The 18,296-nt window shown below is 34.7% G+C and carries 15 protein-coding genes; 7 read left to right on the top strand and 8 right to left on the bottom strand.

Features of this window, described 5'->3' with window-relative positions:
- Positions 1 to 110: 110 nt before the first annotated feature.
- Positions 111 to 977 (bottom strand): DMT family transporter, encoded by an 867-nt coding sequence (locus tag ABEB31_RS05490; RefSeq protein ID WP_347050349.1) that lies wholly within the window; start codon positions 975 to 977, stop codon positions 111 to 113.
- Positions 978 to 1,133: 156 nt separating this feature from the next.
- Here ABEB31_RS05490 and ABEB31_RS05485 point away from each other — a divergent pair, with 156 nt between their 5' ends.
- Entirely contained in the window at positions 1,134 to 1,454 is a 321-nt protein-coding gene (locus ABEB31_RS05485; RefSeq protein ID WP_347050348.1) for a heavy-metal-associated domain-containing protein, read from the top strand.
- 108 nt (positions 1,455 to 1,562) lie between these two features.
- Positions 1,563 to 2,162, top strand: a complete 600-nt coding sequence (locus ABEB31_RS05480; RefSeq protein WP_347050765.1) for an RHS repeat domain-containing protein — start codon at positions 1,563 to 1,565, stop codon at positions 2,160 to 2,162.
- A gap of 64 nt (positions 2,163 to 2,226) precedes the next feature.
- On the opposite strand, the gene ABEB31_RS05475 is transcribed toward ABEB31_RS05480, so the two are convergent.
- Entirely contained in the window at positions 2,227 to 2,472 is a 246-nt protein-coding gene (locus ABEB31_RS05475; protein WP_347050347.1) for a hypothetical protein, read from the bottom strand.
- A gap of 72 nt (positions 2,473 to 2,544) precedes the next feature.
- Here ABEB31_RS05475 and ABEB31_RS05470 point away from each other — a divergent pair, with 72 nt between their 5' ends.
- Complete coding sequence (locus tag ABEB31_RS05470) at positions 2,545 to 2,781, top strand: hypothetical protein (protein ID WP_347050346.1); 237 nt, start codon at positions 2,545 to 2,547, stop codon at positions 2,779 to 2,781.
- Positions 2,782 to 3,256: 475 nt separating this feature from the next.
- Here ABEB31_RS05470 and gldD read toward each other — a convergent pair whose 3' ends face one another.
- From gldD to ABEB31_RS05455, 3 genes are read right to left on the bottom strand one after another with little or no spacing between them, the layout of a single operon-like run.
- Positions 3,257 to 3,817, bottom strand: a complete 561-nt coding sequence (gldD, locus tag ABEB31_RS05465) for a gliding motility lipoprotein GldD (RefSeq protein ID WP_347050345.1) — start codon at positions 3,815 to 3,817, stop codon at positions 3,257 to 3,259.
- Positions 3,810 to 5,114 carry a gliding motility-associated protein GldE gene (locus ABEB31_RS05460; protein WP_347050344.1) on the bottom strand — a complete coding sequence of 435 codons (1,305 nt, stop codon included), beginning with the start codon at positions 5,112 to 5,114 and terminating at the stop codon, positions 3,810 to 3,812. Before ABEB31_RS05460 ends, gldD begins: the two co-directional genes overlap by 8 nt.
- Positions 5,115 to 5,140: 26 nt before the next feature.
- Positions 5,141 to 5,581: a single-stranded DNA-binding protein gene (locus tag ABEB31_RS05455; protein ID WP_347050343.1), complete on the bottom strand. Its 441-nt coding sequence runs from the start codon at positions 5,579 to 5,581 to the stop codon at positions 5,141 to 5,143.
- Between the two features lie 223 nt (positions 5,582 to 5,804).
- Here ABEB31_RS05455 and ABEB31_RS05450 point away from each other — a divergent pair, with 223 nt between their 5' ends.
- Positions 5,805 to 6,140 (top strand): DUF2085 domain-containing protein, encoded by a 336-nt coding sequence (locus ABEB31_RS05450; RefSeq protein ID WP_347050342.1) that lies wholly within the window; start codon positions 5,805 to 5,807, stop codon positions 6,138 to 6,140.
- An 18-nt stretch (positions 6,141 to 6,158) separates the two neighbouring features.
- On the top strand, positions 6,159 to 6,395 hold the full coding sequence (locus ABEB31_RS05445) for a hypothetical protein (RefSeq protein WP_347050341.1): 237 nt from the start codon (positions 6,159 to 6,161) through the stop codon (positions 6,393 to 6,395).
- 42 nt (positions 6,396 to 6,437) lie between these two features.
- Here the strand turns inward: ABEB31_RS05445 and mutY are convergent, their stop codons facing one another.
- Positions 6,438 to 7,472, bottom strand: a complete 1,035-nt coding sequence (gene mutY / locus ABEB31_RS05440; protein ID WP_347050340.1) for an A/G-specific adenine glycosylase — start codon at positions 7,470 to 7,472, stop codon at positions 6,438 to 6,440.
- Between the two features lie 140 nt (positions 7,473 to 7,612).
- On the opposite strand from mutY, the gene ABEB31_RS05435 reads away from it, so the two are divergent.
- On the top strand, positions 7,613 to 7,903 hold the full coding sequence (locus tag ABEB31_RS05435; RefSeq protein ID WP_007805026.1) for an HU family DNA-binding protein: 291 nt from the start codon (positions 7,613 to 7,615) through the stop codon (positions 7,901 to 7,903).
- Between the two features lie 405 nt (positions 7,904 to 8,308).
- Positions 8,309 to 9,853 carry an Rne/Rng family ribonuclease gene (locus ABEB31_RS05430; RefSeq protein WP_347050339.1) on the top strand — a complete coding sequence of 515 codons (1,545 nt, stop codon included), beginning with the start codon at positions 8,309 to 8,311 and terminating at the stop codon, positions 9,851 to 9,853.
- A gap of 101 nt (positions 9,854 to 9,954) precedes the next feature.
- On the opposite strand, the gene pbpC is transcribed toward ABEB31_RS05430, so the two are convergent.
- Both pbpC and ABEB31_RS05420 read right to left on the bottom strand, forming a co-directional pair.
- Entirely contained in the window at positions 9,955 to 12,330 is a 2,376-nt protein-coding gene (gene pbpC, locus ABEB31_RS05425) for a penicillin-binding protein 1C (protein ID WP_347050338.1), read from the bottom strand.
- A gap of 121 nt (positions 12,331 to 12,451) precedes the next feature.
- Positions 12,452 to 18,127 (bottom strand): alpha-2-macroglobulin family protein, encoded by a 5,676-nt coding sequence (locus tag ABEB31_RS05420; RefSeq protein ID WP_347050337.1) that lies wholly within the window; start codon positions 18,125 to 18,127, stop codon positions 12,452 to 12,454.
- Positions 18,128 to 18,296: the final 169 nt, after the last annotated feature.

Here is an 18,296-nt window from a genome sequence, read left to right as displayed (position 1 = left end):
GCTCCGTTCCAATTGGAGCGCCCTTCTCCCGAAGCTTCGGGACGCTCAGAGACACTAAACTATGTAACTTTCTTTTTTGTCAGGCTGAGCGAAGTCGAAGCCCTTTTGCTTTATTTCTTCGCCGACAAATAAACTCCAATTAAAATAATAAATGCTCCAAAAAACTGAATTGTCGTCAGCATTTCATTATCCAATAATCCCCAGAAAAAGGCAACAATCGGAATTAAATACGTAACAGAAGTTGCGAATACCGGAGATGACATTTGTACTAATTTAAAGAAAACAACATTCGCGATTCCGGTTCCCAAAACTCCTAAAATCAGCACAAACATTATGGAATGTTGTGTATCTGCAACATGTATTGTTTGACTGATATTGGTTGTGCTTAAAATAAGCAACGCTGGTAAAAGCAAAATGGCAAAGTTTCCTGTTGTAATACTCAGCGAATTTAAATCGTGTAAATATTTCTTAATTAAATTGACATTAATTGCATAACTCAAAGTAGCAATCACGACCAAAACAAGATAGAGATAATTATTCTCTCCCGCAGCGGAATCGCCGCTTAAAACCAAAAGCAGACATCCAACAAGTCCGACAACAACACCCAAAACCTGTCTTTTTTGAAAGGTTATACCAAATGCTATAATTCCTAAAACTAAAGTATTTAAAGGCGTAAGCGAATTTAAAATTGCCACTACAGAACTATTGACCTCCGTTTCGGCAATAGCAAAAAGATAAGCCGGAATAAATGTCCCAAAAACCGAAGTTATTGCAACAAATTTCCATTGACGACGGGAAATTTTTTTCAGACTTTTAAATCCAATAAGCAACAGAAACAGCGACGCGAAAATAATTCGGAACGATCCGACCTGAAGTGCAGATAAACCGATTAGTCCTTTTTTTATCAAAATAAAAGAACTGCCCCAGATTAGAGAAAGAATGGTGAGGTAAATCCACTTTAATTGTTTTGTATCCATAAATTGCACTTTACTGCAAATTTGTAATAATTTTATGGACTGACCTCTCGGTTTTTATTAATTTTGCAGAAAAGATATTTAGTCATTTAAATCTATATATATGAAGATTTCAAAAATTTTAGTAGTTGCAGCAATCGCTGGTTTGGTATTCGTTGGATGCAAAAAAGAGAAGATAAAAGCCTTCAAGTTGTAAATACAGAAAAAAGTGCTCCGAAAGAACACAAAGCAATCGCTGCAGAAAATTTACAAACTGCGAGTTTTACAATAGACGGAATGACTTGCGCTGTTGGATGTGCAAAAACTATAGAAGAAGAATTAGCAAATCTTGACGGAGTTGACAAAGCAACCGTTGATTTTGATAAAAAAACGGCAACAGTAAGTTTTGACAAAACAATCCAAAATCCGGAATCTTTAACAAAAGTGGTTCAGGAAACTGGAGACGGAAAAACATATAAGGTTTCGAATATGAAATCTTAATTGATTACTAGTTACTAAAAGGCGTTCATATAGAATGCCTTTTTTAATGTAAATTTGCTTGAATATACCGAAATTAAAGTTATCCTAATTAAAAATTTAAAATTTTGAATATCACATCTTGGTAACGTAAGAGCTATTATAGAGAGTGGCAGCCCTGTAATTAAATCTTTTGCTGACTATTATCCTATTGGTGAACAATTGCCATCTCGTAATGCGTTAAGTAATTATCGTTATGCCTTCCAAGGACAAGAAATAGATCAGGAAACGGGTATGGAGGCTTTCCAGCTTCGTCTTTGGGATGGAAGGATTGGAAGGTGGCTATCTACAGATCCTTATGGACAATATAATTCACCATATCTTGGAATGGGAAATAACCCACTTTCTGGAATTGACTCTGATGGGGGTTGGTTTTTTAAATTTTGGGCAAATTATAAAAGAAATCAAGTTATAAGAGATAGAAAAGATCCTTCAGCAATAATGTATAGCGATACCAAAGGTTATTATTTTAATTTATCGTCCACACAACTTGAACTTACTCCTGATGGATTTGAGACAGGATTAACTATTACATCTGTTTCATCTAATAAAGGACTTGATAATTATGGTTGGACACCACAAATTTCTGCTCATAAAGCAAACTTTTTTGAAAATATTGAAACTAATTACTTAAATTCAATGAAAATGATAACTTTGCCACATCTAAGCTAAAAGGTTTAGCAAAAGTACCTTACAACTTATTAGATGATATATGGGTATATAGCACAAGAAATTACTATAAAGATAATTCAGCCAGACATCTCAATGGTTTTGGGGCTAGCCCACAAGAAGTAGTAGAATCTGGTTTGAACACCATACAACTTTTTACTCCTTCACCAATTAAAGGAAGATTTTCCTCAGCACCAAGCTTGGTTAGTAAATATAACGTTGCAACATTTAGCTCAACATTTAAAGGTACTTTTTTAACAAAATTATCACCAGCAACTAGAGGACCAATATTGGTACAAATGAATAAATACATAACTTCTTATACGTCAAGAAGCAAGTTTATTAGATATACAAAAAAAGGGGCTAAAAAAATAAATGAAGAATAATGGATTTAATAGAAATAATATCTGGACGGTATTTAATTGAGCTTCTTGGGGCATGTGTTAGATTTACATATTTAAATGCAATTATTCTTTTTAAAAATCATGACTTTATTGTCTTTTCAGAAATATGGTCTCCTAAGGGAAATATAAATAAAAAGAGTGCCAATAGCGAGAGAAATCATATGATAGGAGTAATTTTTCTAGGAGGAGTAATTTTTCTTTTTATAATATTTAATTAATAAAAAAAGGATCCAAATTCGGATCCTTTTTGCTCTCTTTTATTTCCAATTTAAAGTTTTGCATCAAGGCTACATATCATTCTCAACATAACTACAGCATATACATATCGAGTTAAAATCTGGTTTTTGAGTATAAATACATCTAACCTATTAAAAAAGTACATTTTTTACTATTCGAAATTCAAAATTGAGAATTAGTTATTGCATTTTCGTCTATTTGATAAAACATTTCGTAGACTTTTTCTGCGTATTTAAATATGGCTTCTCCAAAATAAAACTTTCATTGGAACTAACATTCCATTCTTAATTTTTAAATATTCAATTTCAAAATATTTCTACTTTTTTTGTAACTGTTTTCCAACTTTACTTAATTTTTTCTCGTATAATTTACAAACTACATTAAACTATGACAAATATTTTCTATATAACTCTTGCAATAACAAAAAAGGATTCAAATTGAATCCTTTTTATTTTTTTATTTCCACTTCAACGTTTCCATCAACCTCTGCATATCATTTTTAACATAACTTGCCGCGGGCATAATTGAGTCAAAATTGGGTTTTGCATAAAAGTAAACAGACCCAATCAAAAAGTGTTTTGTACTGTCTGTAACGTAAAACTGAGAATTGGTCGCCGCATTTCCGTCAACCTGATAGAACATTCCGTAAACCTTTTTCTCAGGGTTTAAATATGGCTGTTCTAAAATATCGTCGGCTTTAATAACGTGCTCATATGTCAGTTTTTGAGCGTCTTTTAACAACTTATCTATATTATTGTTTACGGGTTTGTAAGTCAGATAGATAGTTGCTTTCATTTTGGGATAAGTAATTGCAAAACCGCATTCTTTTTCGCCTTTTATAATTGCCCCTTCATTCATTTCAAAAGTAAACGGACAATTGTTTTCAAAATTCACATATTTAGCTTCGGGATAATCCAATCGTAAGTAACTAGCCGGTTTTGGCAAAACATCATTTTTGCAGCTTATTACCGTTAGCGAAAGCAAAATTAGGGTGATTGAAAGTATTTTGTTAAGCATTTTTATTTATGGTTACTTTTATTTGTTTTACACGCTTTTTGTCGACTGTTTCAATGGTGAAAATACAGTTTTCAAAAGGCACTTTTTGATCTTTTTTAGGGAAATTACCTAAAATCTCCAGAATAAATCCGGCCAGCGTTTCTGCTTCGCCTTTGTGGGATTCAAAAACATCTTCATCAACATCTACAATTCTGTAGAAATCTTTCAGATTTATCTTTCCTTCAAAAAGAAAATTATTATCGTCAATCTGCGAAAAGTTCAGATTTTCATCATCAAACTCATCACTTATATCTCCTACGATTTCTTCGATTACATCTTCTAAAGAAACCAATCCAGACGTCCCTCCGTATTCATCTACCACAATAGCCAAATGGCTTTTTAAACTCTGGAAATCCTTTAGCAAATTATCCAGTTTTTTATTCTCAGGAACAAAAAAAGCTTCCCGAATTAAGGTAGTCCAGTCAAATTCTTCTTTGTCTATATGAGGCAATAAATCTTTTACAAAAAGCACGCCTTCAATCTGATCAATATTATCACGATAAACCGGAATTCTCGAAAATCCTTTATCAATTATCTTAGGATAAATACAAGCAAACGTTTCAGATATTTCTAATGTAAAAATATCAATTCTCGGACTCATTACCTGTTTGGTATCTGTATTTCCGAAAGAAACAATTCCTTCCAGAATTTTCTGCTCTTCTGTAGAAGTTCCCTCAGAATCTGTTAATTCTAATGCCTGAGAAAGCTGATTGATGGAGAAATTATTTTTCTGTTTTCCTAATTTATTCTGCAAATATAGCGTAAGCGCACGCATGGGCAAGCTTATGGGCGAAAGTATTTTGTCTAAAAAGGCCAACGGATATGCGACACGCTTCGCATAACGAACGCTGTTTCTACTGGCATAAACTTTAGGAAGTACTTCGCCAAAGAGTAAAATTAAAAAAGTAACAAGGACGACTTCAAGAGTAAATTTGAAGCCAGGAGAACTTATACCGGCAAAAATATTCTGTCCCACATAAGCGAATAAAATTACAACTCCAATATTGAAAAAATTATTGGCAACCAACAAAGTAGCCAAAAGCTTTTTGGGCTTATCCAAGAGGTTTGAAATAATTTTCCCTTTTGAAATATTATGGTTTATAGTATCATCAATATCTTGCTGTGATAAAGAAAAAAGAGCAACTTCTGCACCTGAGACGATTGCAGAAAGAAATAGCAAAATAAATATTCCGACGAAACCAATAATTAAATTGGCGTCAAGATTTGCAAGAAAAAGTAAACTGGGCTCCGGGTCCAAATCGCATTAAATTAGTTAAACATCTTTTAGAAAGGCAGATCGTTTATTGGAAGCCCTTCATTTGCAGCATCAAAGTTAGTGTTTTTTGCTGATTCTGTATCCTGATTTTGCTTAGTATGTGTAGTTTCTTTTTTGGTGGTCAGGAAAGTAAATTCTGTAACCTGAATTTCTGTAGTATATTTTGTAGTTCCGTCCTCAGCCTGCCACTGGCGAGACTTTATACGTCCTTCTACATATATTTTATCTCCTTTAGAAAGATATTTTTCGCATATTTCTGCTGCTTTATTGCGAACAACCAAATTATGCCATTCTGTAGAAGTTATCTTTTCATTTGTTGTTTTATTAATGTAAACTTCATTTGTTGCAAGCTGAAACCTTCCTATACAGTTTCCTCCATCAAAATAATGCATTTTTACATCGTCGCCCAAATGGCCTATAAGCATCACTTTATTTAATGTTCCATTCATAGTTTTTGGTGGTATTTCTACCAAAGATACATTTTTTTAGCAAATTATTTCCTGCTTTTCCTAAAAATATAAATCGATTGAGTAAAAGAAATATTTTAATCTTTAAAAAGTTATGGTGTCTTTTTGTCTTTTATTTGAGGTTAAAAAAGCGTAGTTGGAAAATGTATTTGAAATTTTTGGATGAAAAGTGGTGTTAAATTAAATAAAAATGTATTTTTAGTATATGAAAAAAATAGAATTTGTAAGTTGTCACAGATTGCCTTCGAGATCTTTCTTCTACAGAGGAAAGCAATTTCCTTTTTGCGCCAGATGCACGGGGATTTACGTTGGCTATTTTATTTTTATTCCTCTTTTATGGTTTATAAAAATTGACATTTACTGGGCCATTTTAGCAATATTACCCACAATGATTGACGGCTTAACCCAGGCTTACGGCAATAGAGAAAGCAATAATTTCTTTCGTTTTACCTCGGGAATCCTAGCGGGTTATGGCTTGGCAGGCATTTCTGATTTTATTGCATTTTGGATTGTATTCTCTTTCAAATACATTTTTAACTAATTATTAAATATAAAAATCATGTCTGAAAACTCGGAATTCAATGAATTTGAAAACAGAAACAATAAATCTACTGAAGATCTGAACACTGGTTTAAAGGTGTTATCATTTTGTATCCCGCTGGCAGGTGCAATTATTTACTTTATAAAGAAGGAAGAACAACCTGTAGCCGCAAAATCTGCCTGTAATCTGGCACTAATTGGTTTTGCTGTCGGAATTGTAGCCAGAATTATACAGTATGCTGTGGCAGGATCTTAAAATCTAAATAAAGGTTTCTTAAATATAAGAAACCTTTATTTTTTATAATTTCTCTATAAAATTATAAATAACAATCGGAAAAGGAAACGTTTTTAGTTGTTCCTGATCTATACCGTTTTCTATTTTTCCTTTTACTTTTATTTTCCAGAATTGTATGTGCAAATGCTGATGTGAAAGTTTGTGCACAATAGTAGAATTATTGTAATCTTCCATACCTATTATAGTATATTGAGGAAAAGTTACATCTCTGGCAATTTCCAGAACAGATTTGAAATCAATAATGGTTTCTGATTCAATTAACGGAAATTCATATAAATTATGCCAGATTCCTTTTGCAGTTCTTTTTTGGATTAAAGTACTTCCGGCTTCATCTTCCAAAATCAAATAATTAAAATAACGGTTGGTGACTTTTACTTTTTTAGATTTTACAGGAAGCAGGTTCACTTTTCCTTTTTGCAATGCAGCACAACTCTCATTAAAAACACATACAGAACAATCTGGACTTTTGGGAACACATTGCAGCGCACCAAATTCCATTATGGCCTGATTGAACATTGCCGGATTATCTTCTGGCATTAATTCACTTGCCAGGGCAGCAAATTCTTTTTTTGTGGCGGGCAGCGCAATATCAGATTCAATATCAAAATAGCGAGATAGTACACGGAACACGTTTCCGTCTACAACCGGCACGCATTCATTATAAGAAAAAGATGCAATTGCGGCAGCTGTATATTCCCCTACTCCTTTCAGTTTTATAAGTTCTGCATAAGCACCTGGAAATACCCCATTTAAATCATTACTAATATATTGTGCTGTTTTATGAAGGTTTCTGGCTCTCGAATAATATCCTAAACCCTGCCAAAGTTTTAAAACTTTTTCTTCTGAGGCTTCTGCTAAATCTTTTACAGTAGGAAATTCCTTGGTAAATGAAAAAAAATATGGCGTTCCCTGAGCAACTCTTGTCTGCTGAAGCATAATTTCTGAGAGCCAAATCTGGTATGGATCGACCGTTTTTCGCCACGGCAAATCACGCTTGTTTTGTAAATACCATTTTATCAATATGTTATGAAAATCCATTGCAAAATACTTAGAATACAAAAGTAAATGTTTATGTAATTAAAATTTAACGAATTAGCTTGATTAATTATTTTTTTAATTCCTATATTTGCAACCTCAAAAAAATAGTACACCATTTATAAAATAAAATAGGAAAGAAAATGACGAAAGCAGATATCGTAGCGAAGATTTCAGAGAAACTAGGTCTTGAAAAAGGAGACGTTCAAGCAACAGTAGAAACTTTTATGGAAGAAGTTAAAACTTCTTTAGAAACTGGAGACAATGTTTACCTAAGAGGATTTGGTAGTTTTATCGTTAAAACCAGAGCTGAAAAGACTGGAAGAAACATTTCTAAAAACACAACTATTAAAATTCCAGCACACAACATTCCTGCGTTTAAACCTGCAAAAGTTTTTGTAGAGGGAGTTAAAACAAACAACGAAGCAAAATAATATTAATTAACATAAATCTGACACGATATGCCAAGTGGTAAAAAAAGAAAGAGACATAAGGTAGCTACTCACAAACGTAAAAAAAGAGCGAGAGCTAACCGCCACAAAAAGAAAAAGTAGTTTTAAACTACTTTTTTTCTTTTTAAACGTTCATTGAAATTGAAAAAAAGATGAAAGAGTCAAGAAAACAGAAAATAGACGTAAAATCTATTCTCTTTCTTCTATCCTCCACTAATCTTCTTTTCCCCGGGTTCAATACCTGTTTAAATTATTGTTTAATCCATCTGTAGATAAGATTTTAGATTTTAGTCCCGATAGCTATCGGGATAGATTTTAGGTTTTTTTTTAATCTATTTTCTATTCTCTATATTCTATTTTCTGAAAAAACAGATAAAAATTTACAGTGTGAATAAAGAATTAATCATTAGATCTAGTTCTGAAGCCGTAGATTTTGCCTTATTAAAAGATGGAAAACTAATTGAATTACACAAAGAAGAAGAGAAAAGCAACTTTCAGGTTGGTGATATTTTTATTGCCAAGATTAGAAAACCAGTTGCGGGACTTAATGCTGCTTTTGTAAATGTAGGCTTCGAAAAAGATGCTTTTTTACATTATCACGATTTAGGTCCAAACTTAGCTTCCCAACTGAAATTCATAAAACTTGTAAGCGCAGGTAAAATAAAAGATTTCTCCCTAAAAACCTTTCAGTTTGAAAAAGAGATTGACAAAGATGGCATCATTACTGATATTTTAAGTGCCAATCAATCTGTTTTAGTTCAAGTTGTCAAAGAACCTATATCGACCAAAGGTCCAAGGATAAGCGCTGAGCTTTCTCTGGCCGGAAGATTTATCGTTCTGGTTCCTTTTTCTGATCGTGTTTCTATTTCTCAAAAAATAGAAGACAAAAAAGAAAAGGACCGACTAAAAAAACTTGTTCTATCGATCAAACCTAAAGGATTTGGTGTTATTGTTCGTACAGTAGCCGAAGGCAAAAACGTAGCCGAATTAGAAAAAGATTTGCAGAACCTGCTTGGCAGATGGTCTGCAATGTGTAAAAAATTACCAACTGCTCATCATCCATCAAAAGTATTAGGAGAACTTAACAGAGCTTCTTCTATATTAAGAGATGTATTCAACGATACCTTTAGTGGTATCCAGATAGATGATGAAGAGTTGTACCATCAAACGAAGGAATATCTGCAGGAAATTGCACCTTCAAAACAATCAATTGTAAAGTTTTATCAATCAAATGATACTCCAATTTTCGAGAAATACAATATAGAGAGACAAATTAAGACTTCATTTGGAAGAACTGTTTCTATGAGTAAAGGGGCTTATCTTATTATTGAACATACTGAAGCTCTTCACGTTATAGACGTAAATAGTGGAAATCGTTCTAACAAAGCAACCAACCAGGAAGATACAGCCATGGAAGTAAATATGATTGCCGCTGCAGAAATCGCAAGACAACTTCGTCTGCGTGATATGGGCGGAATTATCGTAGTTGATTTTATCGATATGTCTAATCCCGAAAACAGGAAAGTCTTGTTCGACTTCTTGCGAGAAGAAATGAGCGACGATAAAGCAAAACATAAAATATTACCGCCGAGTAAATTTGGTTTAGTCCAGATTACAAGACAGCGCGTAAGACCAGAAGTCAACATCAAAACCAGAGAAGAAGATCCTAACAATGAAAATGGCGAAATTGAAGCGCCAATTTTAATTATTGATAAGATTTCATCTGATTTAGACCGACTTCTTAAAATCCACAAAAAAGTTGTGCTTAATGTACATCCGTTTGTGGCTGCATACCTCAGTCAAGGTTTTCCATCATTACGCTCAAAATGGTTTTTTGAGCATAAGAAATGGGTGAAAATCATACCTCGTGACGCTTACACGTACTTAGAATATCATTTCTACGACATTAAAGGAAATGTTATTTCAGAATAAAGAAAAACCGCCTCTCGAAAGACTGGCGGTTTTTTTGTGCGCTATTGCGAAAAATAAAGCTATTTATATATTAATGTCCTCCTGATCAAAGTCGAAGAATTTTACTCCCTCACAATTTCGATTTTTCTTCTGATTTCATTCCCGGAAGCATCAACAACTGTAATATAATGCGTTCCAGTAGTTGGAGTAATGGGCAATTCATGGAATGTTTTTGTTGTGGCTTTATAAACATTATCTACATACCAAAACAATTCTTTATCTCTTTGGGAATAAGCAACTTTTAAAATTACGGGCTGAACATTACTATTAAAATCTTTTGTTAAATAGATTTTACTATTCGCTTTTGGATAAATAAAATCCATCGTTGCGATTTGCGTTCCTTCACAGCCTTCTTTAAACGGTGGCAGTGGCAAATATTCTATATGCTGACTTTTATAGTACCACGCCATAACCGGAGGCAACACAAACCAGTTTTTAGTGATAATGTTATCTATATTTTCACAACTGCTATTTACCTGAAATTGTTCTGTTTTATCTAAATGAATGGTTTTATGATACGGACAAACATTAGTCGATTTTCCTTTTTTAGGAACCCATTGTTTGATTTTCGGACAATTATCTTTTGCAAGATATCCGCTTAAGCGGCAAACCTCAACTTCGGCTAAATCTTTATATGGAGTATTAAACCACCTTTGTCTCGGCATCAGATTAAAAACATCAAACAAAATTGGTGCGGCACTTGTAACGCCGGTCAAAGTTGGTCTTCCTTCTCCTGTTGCATTTCCGACCCAAACTCCCACAACATATCTGGAATTTGTTCCTATTGCCCAGGCATCGCGATTTCCAAAACTGGTTCCTGTTTTCCAGGCAATTTTAAGTGAACTGTCATAAAACTTCCACGCTTCGTCTCCTTCCGGTCTGTTGACTTCTTCCATTGCATTGTATGTCAGCCAGATTGAACCTGCACCCAGAATATTTTTCTGATCACTTTCTGAGCCAAAATCGGGTTTAAAATTATTCTTATAATTTAACTCCGTAAATTCGTTTGTCCTGTATTTACCATGACTTGCAGAGTAAAAATTAACTGTCGAGGAAAGATTTGCATAGGTTCGGCACAAATCCCACAAATTACTTTCTGCACCTCCTAAAATCAGCGACAAACCGTAATGATCTGGTGTTTTATTGATGTTTTTGAGGTTAAATCGCTGCAATTCTTCATAAAATTTATTTACTCCAAAATCCTGCAACATTAAAACTGCCGGAATATTTAATGATCTCGATAAAGCCCGATGCGCAGGAACTGCTCCGTCAAAAGTTAAATTAAAATTTTGAGGCGTATATCCTGAAATCTGCGTCGGAATATCTGCAATCAAGGTATTTGGAAGTAATTCGCCATCATCAAGCATCGCAGCATATAAAAGCGGTTTCAAAATACTTCCTGTACTTCTTGGTGCATCTATAATATCGACATCTTTCTGATGATCGGCATCTGCAGGAGAATTTCCGACATAACTCATCACATTTCTGGTTTTTACATCAATCACTAAAATTGCCAGATTGTGAACTTCATTCTGTTTATATTGGTTGTAATAATATCTCGCAATTTGATTGACTCTGTTCTGTAGAGCAAAATCAAGCGTTGTTTTTACCCGTGTACCTTCTTCATTTTTTGCCGCTCTTTGTAACAAATGAGGCGCTGTCTGGGGCAAATCATAAGGTTTTTGAGGCAACGGTTCTTCGACAGAAAGTTCGTAAGTCTGCTTGTCGATTATGCCTTCCTGGTGCAGTTTCAGCAACAGACGATTGCGTTTATTTAATAATTTAATCTGGTTCTTACCCGGATAAATCAAACTTGGAGCATTTGGCAAAACGGCAAGAACAGCATTCTCTGCCCATGACAGCTGATTAGACTGAACACCAAAATACCTCCAGGAAGCCATTTCTAGTCCCACCACATTTCCTCCAAAAGGTGCGTGAGCGGCATACATTTCCAGAATTTCATTTTTAGTATAACCTAATTCCAGTCGGGTTGCCAGTATAATTTCAATAATTTTTTCGAAGTAAGTCCTCTTTTTTCCTTTTCGCGATAAGCGTATAACCTGTTGGGTCAGTGTACTTCCGCCTCTTACTACTTTTCCTGCTTTTTTATTCTGTTTAAAAGCGTTTACCATCGCTCCGGGATTAAATCCGGGATGTTTATAAAAGTATTCATCTTCAAAATAAACAATACATTTCTTAAATTTATTAGGCACGCTATCCTGCGCAGGAAAACGCCATTGCCCGTCTTTAGCAATTTTAGCACCTAACAATTCTCCCTCTTTACTTTCTATAACTGTGGAATATGGTTCTTTGAATAAAGTCCGGGGTATCGAAAAATAGTAAATCAGCAAGAGCAGAAATGCAATTGCTGATTTAATTTTATTTTTTTTTATCCAGTTTATAATGCGTTGGAAAAATGCTTTTATTTTATTTTTCAATCCTAATAAGTTTAACCTTAAAGTTTTTGTCCACAGATTACATAAAGTAAACAGATCTTTACAGAGTAATTAAAATAAGTTCAAATCTGTTTAATCTGTAAAATCTGTGTCCCATTCAAAACTATTTCACAACCTCAACCCAGAATCCTTTTGTTCTGGCTAAGAAAGTGTTGTCATACATTGCCTCACATTGCAATCCTGGCAGATAGTAATTACCTAAATACGATGCATTTAGCAGAATACGGAATACTTTAGTCTCTCTTCCTTTCATTCCAAAATAGAAATTAGTGCGGTCATCACGAATATCAATATAATCAGCGATATTATTTACTGCATCTCCATAATCGGTAAAACGAGTATTTACAATTTCAAAACCAGATGGCAGAATTTGAGACAATGCAACATTTTGAACGCTTTCTCCTCTTTGGTTTTTAATCGTTACCTCGGCAACAAATTCTGTTCCCTGACTTATTCTGGAAACATTGATAACACTTCCTTTTCTGTTTTTAAACACAATAGAAGCCGTAACATCACTTTGAACCACATTTTCCTGTCCGATTGGCAAAATTCCGGTATTCAGTACCCGAACATATACCGTATTAGCTTTATTGTTTTTTAAGGTGATACTATTTGCACCCGAAGCCACTGACAGACTTCGATCGGCAATAGATTTACTTGTATTTATAATTTCTCCTTTTCCGTTTTTACTAAACTGAATATTAATTCCTTTTGGACCATTGCTTATGGCAAATTTAGACATCGCATACAAACAATAAGCCGTCGTTTGTGTACTCATCCATTGATTAGCCGACATCTCCTTGGCTAGTTTCGCAGCCGTTGCAAATGCTTTTTGCTTCTGATCTAAAAGCAGCATCGTTTCCAAAGCCATTGCACGATTTCGTTCATCCGACCCGTAATAGTAATAGCTATACTCGTCTGAATTTCCATCGATACGCGTATGCAAAAATAAATTTTGTCCAGCCGATTTTTGCCCGGCCAAAACATACGCTGCAGCCAGACGAAGCATACTTTCGTTTGAAATTCCTTTAGTTTCCCTTAATCTGTTCATTGAAGATAAATCGGCATTTCCTGCCAAAGCTAAAGTATATAAACGATACGCCTGAGCTAAATCATTTCCGTATTTGGGTTCAAAACGCCATTGTTTAGCTTCTTTTTGCTGATACGACAGCCATTTTGATTTAAAATTTATTGGCAGGACATATCCTTTTTTCTCTGCTTCAATTAAGAAATGTCCCGCATATGAAGTTCCCCAATCGTCTGCAATGGCATTTCCCTGCCAGTAAGGCAATCCACCGTTTGATAGTTGGAAATTTCCTAATCTTGCAATTCCCGCTGTTACATTTTTTTGAATCAGTTCTTTACGTTTTGCATCAATATCAGCAACATCACCCAAATATAATTGTGGAAAAACAGAAGAAGTAGTCTGTTCGACACAGCCATGTGGATACTGAATTAAAAATTGCAGTCTTCCGTTTAAATTCATCGACGGCATCGAAGAAACTTCCAGTCGCGCTTTATTGCTTCCGGCAATTCCAAATGTTTTCCATGAAATTGTTTTTGAACTCTTTGGTGCCAAAACAACATCTGTAAAAGTACTCGTAACCGGATTTGGGTTTGTCATATCGATTTCAACATCATAAACCGATTTCTCACTTCCTGAAGTAGCAATAACCTGAACTTTTGCAATTCCGGTCGCTGCACCTACCACCAAATTAAAATACGCCATTTTTTCATCCGGCTGCGTGAAATTCAGCCTTTGTACGGCACTTCCCATAATTTTTAATCCGTTACTAGTTTTTACCTGAATGGAAACATTTTTGATTTTATTTTCCGTAGCAAAAACGGTTACCGGAAGCGTTACTTTTTCAGAAGGCGAAATTTTTCTTGGCAGTGAAGCCAAAACCATCAACGGACTTTTTACCGGAGTTGCTTTTTCAACACTCCCGTAGGCACTGGTATTTGCATCTCCAGCTACGACCATTGTACGGACAGAACCAATATACTTTGGCAGTTTTAACTGGTGCGATTTCGTTTCTCCTTTTCCTAATTTAAATGGCCCGTAATACAGCACCACCGGTTTAAAACGATTGGCTTTTTTAGCTTTTCCACCGCCTAAATCCTGATCTCCACCAATACTGAAAATCTGATTTATTTTTCCGCCATAAGCACCAATTACATCATCATAAACATCCCATGTTTTTACTCCTAAAGCTTCACGAACATAAAAATTGTCCCATGCATTTGGCGTTTTAAAACGTGTTAAATCCAAAAGTCCTTCATCTACAACGGCAATTGTATAGGTCATTTCCTTACCGGATTTCTCCCCTACTTTTACGGTAAAGGGTTGTTCGGGTTTTAAAATATCAGGCATATTGATAGTCGGTGCCAGAATAGTATTTTTATCGACCACTTCAATCGGAACTATACCATACATACGAATAGGCGAATCATTTTTGGTGGAAGCATGAGGCTGCAATAATGTAATATTAAAATAAACATTTGGCGCCATCGCTCCTGTAATCGGAACCTCAACTTTTGTTTCTCCGTTTTTAGTTTCTGCCCAGATGGTCTGTACAACTCTTGATCCGTTTTCGATAGAGATTAAAGCTCTTCCACCTTCACTGGATGGGAAAGAGATTTGTGCTTTTTCGCCAACAGCATAATTTTTCTTATCGGTAGAAAAAACCAGCATATTTGCCGTAGAAGCATCTCTGTTTCTCGTTTTTCCCGACCAGACTGGCCAGTCAATATTTACTGTCAGAGCTGTCGCATGACCGTCATTTGTATCTTCAACACGAATTAAATAACGTCCCCATTCCTGATCTGTAAGTGAGAATTGAAAACTCCCTTTACCATTTGCATCTGTATTGATGACCAACGTTTTATACGATGTTGTTGCATTTGAAGAGTTGTAATTGGAAAGATTATCGCTAGAGGAATCCCACCACCATCTCCAGTCTACTTTGTAAATTCTCACTTCGAGATTACGAACGGCTTTAGGCCTTCCGTTTTCATCAACCGTTACAACATCAAAACGATTATTTGCACGGGTTTCAAGCATGCTATACTTATTGAGTTCCGGCGTTTTAAGTCCGACATACGTTTTATACGGAGAATAAGTTGTAGACATGACATCTGTACTAAAATCTCCACCTTCTTCATATACTTTTGTAATGAAAGAGGCGCGCAACATTCCCGGGGCCTGACCTTGTAATTTCGGCTGAATATTTACTGATGCTTTTCCACTTTCATTCAGTTTTCCGGAGAAAACATTGATTTCTTCTGTACTAAACTGACGCACTATATCATCAAAAGTATATTTTTCATATCCTTTGAAAGTAGTGGTTTGCTGAGAAAATTTAGCCTGCATTTCTACATTCAGATTCTTTGCAATTGCACCATGAAGCCACGTCACTTCAAGATTATCTGTGTTTGGATAAGAGGACGAAAGTGTTTTTCTGCTAAAGGCATTTTTAATTTTTAAACGGTTTGGTTTAATCGTCTCAATTTTAATGCTTTTGTAGAATTTCGCTCCGCCGACACTTACCATCGCTTCCCAATTTCCTGTTGGCGCATCCTGATTGGTCGGCACTATAAAAGCATAATGATTTAACTCATTTGTTTTTTGAACTGTCTGATAAACTGTTTTGCCGTTTGGATCATTTAATCGAAATTTGATTGGATGAGATTTCGGCAGTTTATTCGCAGCATCATTCAGAATAAAAGATAAATACAAATTATCTCCAGGACGCCAAACGCCTCTTTCTCCATAAATAAATCCTTTCAGACCTTTTTGTAAAGTCTCCCCGGCTACATCAAAATTACTGACAGAAAGTGAAAGTCCGTCGTCCAGTTTTACGTAAGTTGACTGATCTCCTAAACTTACAATCGCAAAATAAGCGAATTTGTCCAGCTGGAAAGAAGCTATACCTTCACTGCTTGTAGCTTGAGAACTAATTTTTTGCTGTTGAAAATTATATAAATCTACTCGTGCGTTCGAAACCGGCTCTGTGGTAACAATATTATTTACAGCAAATAAATACGATTTATTTTCCCCTCTTTTGGCAATAACCCCTAAATCTGAGGCCAGGATATTGGTCGCAATTTTTGCATTGTAATAGTAGGAGCCTGTACAAGGATCCTGACTTTCTCTCCACTCATAATCATCGTAATAATAATCGTCGTAAGAGTTTCCGCTGTAGTTTACGTCATTTTCGTCTACTTCTTCTTCTTCATTTTCATCTTCCGAACCTTCTGAAGTTTCACATTTATATAGGGAATATTTCTTTTTGTATTCAAATTCAACTCTGTAGATCGCTCCGGGTTCCGGTTTTATGATTTTAGATAAATCCAAAGCATACGTATTCCATTTCGTCGGATTTACCAGAGTGCTTTCTTTTAAATTAAGTGTTGTTTTGGCAATTGGCTGTGCGACTTTCTTGAGATTCTGCGCTCCATTGAATTCATTATACTGAAGAAATTGCAGAATATTGTTTTTATAGATTTTATAAACTTTTACATCAACAGCGCTTAAATTTACTGCTTCAAAATTCAATTTCAAATTGTTTGAACTTGGCAGAATAGTTCCGTTCTTGACAAATCGAACATTGGGTTTAATTTGATCAAAAGAGATTTTTTCACTATAATTTTCTGCCAGTTTTTTACCGTACTGACTTTCTATTCCCTGAAAAACTTCCAACAATAATTCGCCCGTGATGACTTGTTCAGGCTCTTCATCCGGAACCACTTCTACAATGTCTTCTACTGCAACTGTATCAACCACAACTGAAGCGGAATCTACCGCAATGGAAGCAGAATCTACCCCAACAGCGACAGGCTCTTCGACAACAGGTACAGATTCTTCTTTTTTAGGTGCATTCTGATTTGTAAAATATACTTTCAGTAAATTTCCCTGAGTTGAAAATTTTAAATTATTGGTGTTTTGAATGGAAACTAAACCTTTAAAATCTTGTCCCTTTTCTAAAGGTTCCGAAAAATTAATCAAAACCGATTGATTATTTCCATCCGGAACTTCGACCTTTACGACTTTAAATTCATTAATGCCTGTAATCGGAAAATCAATTTGTCCTTTCTGATCAATATCAAAATCATTTCCATCATAAATAATTTCGAGATTTGAAGCTTCAGACTGACGCTGAATACTATCGATTATAAAACGAAATTCTTTACCGGTTCCGGAATTTTTTTCAAATTTAATTTTCAGATTATTTCCGTTATGTTTGGCTTCAACCAATTTTTTAGCAGTTTCAATGTCAATATTATCTGCTGTTTTCAACACACAGTTTAGGTATTGATATTCTTTGCTGTAAGATTGAATATCTTCGGTATTTATTGTAAAATCCTGTTTTACAGTTTTAACGGTAAAATTGAATTTTGAAAGTTCCTTTTCTTTCTCTTTGGGAATTGCCGTCAGTTTATCGAGATTTAAAGTAACCTGATATTCTGTACCCGGTTCCAATTTTTTCTCGGGAATAAAAGCAAGGGTATTAGTGGAAAGCGCTACGACTTTTCCATGAACGCTTGGCGAAATGTCAAACAAATCGTCGTCTAATTCCTGATTGGGTTTCCAATCGTTTTTATCGAAAGCCAAAACCACGCGAATATCAGAATCTGAAGAAACAATTCCACCTGTAAAACTGGTAATGTAATCTTTAAATAATGAAAAATCGGAATTGAAATCTGCAGCTGATTTGCGTCCGCAGGATTGAAAAATAAAAAACACAAAAAATACGAGAGACAGCCCTTTTACTTTCACTTTTACCAGAGTTATATGGATTAATAAACTTCTTATTTAACAGATTTACTGTTATATGCGATAACAGCAAAATACAAATTAAATTGCGATAAATGTAAAGTATTTTTTGACTGCTTTAAGAAGAAAATTCTCTAATAATAATTATTTAACTTTTGTTGAAGTTTTGAAT

The organism is Flavobacterium olei, assembly GCF_039749035.1.
Taxonomy (GTDB): domain Bacteria; phylum Bacteroidota; class Bacteroidia; order Flavobacteriales; family Flavobacteriaceae; genus Flavobacterium; species Flavobacterium olei.
Note: the sequence above shows the minus strand (reverse complement) of the source record. Positions and strands in the feature narration are given on the sequence as shown.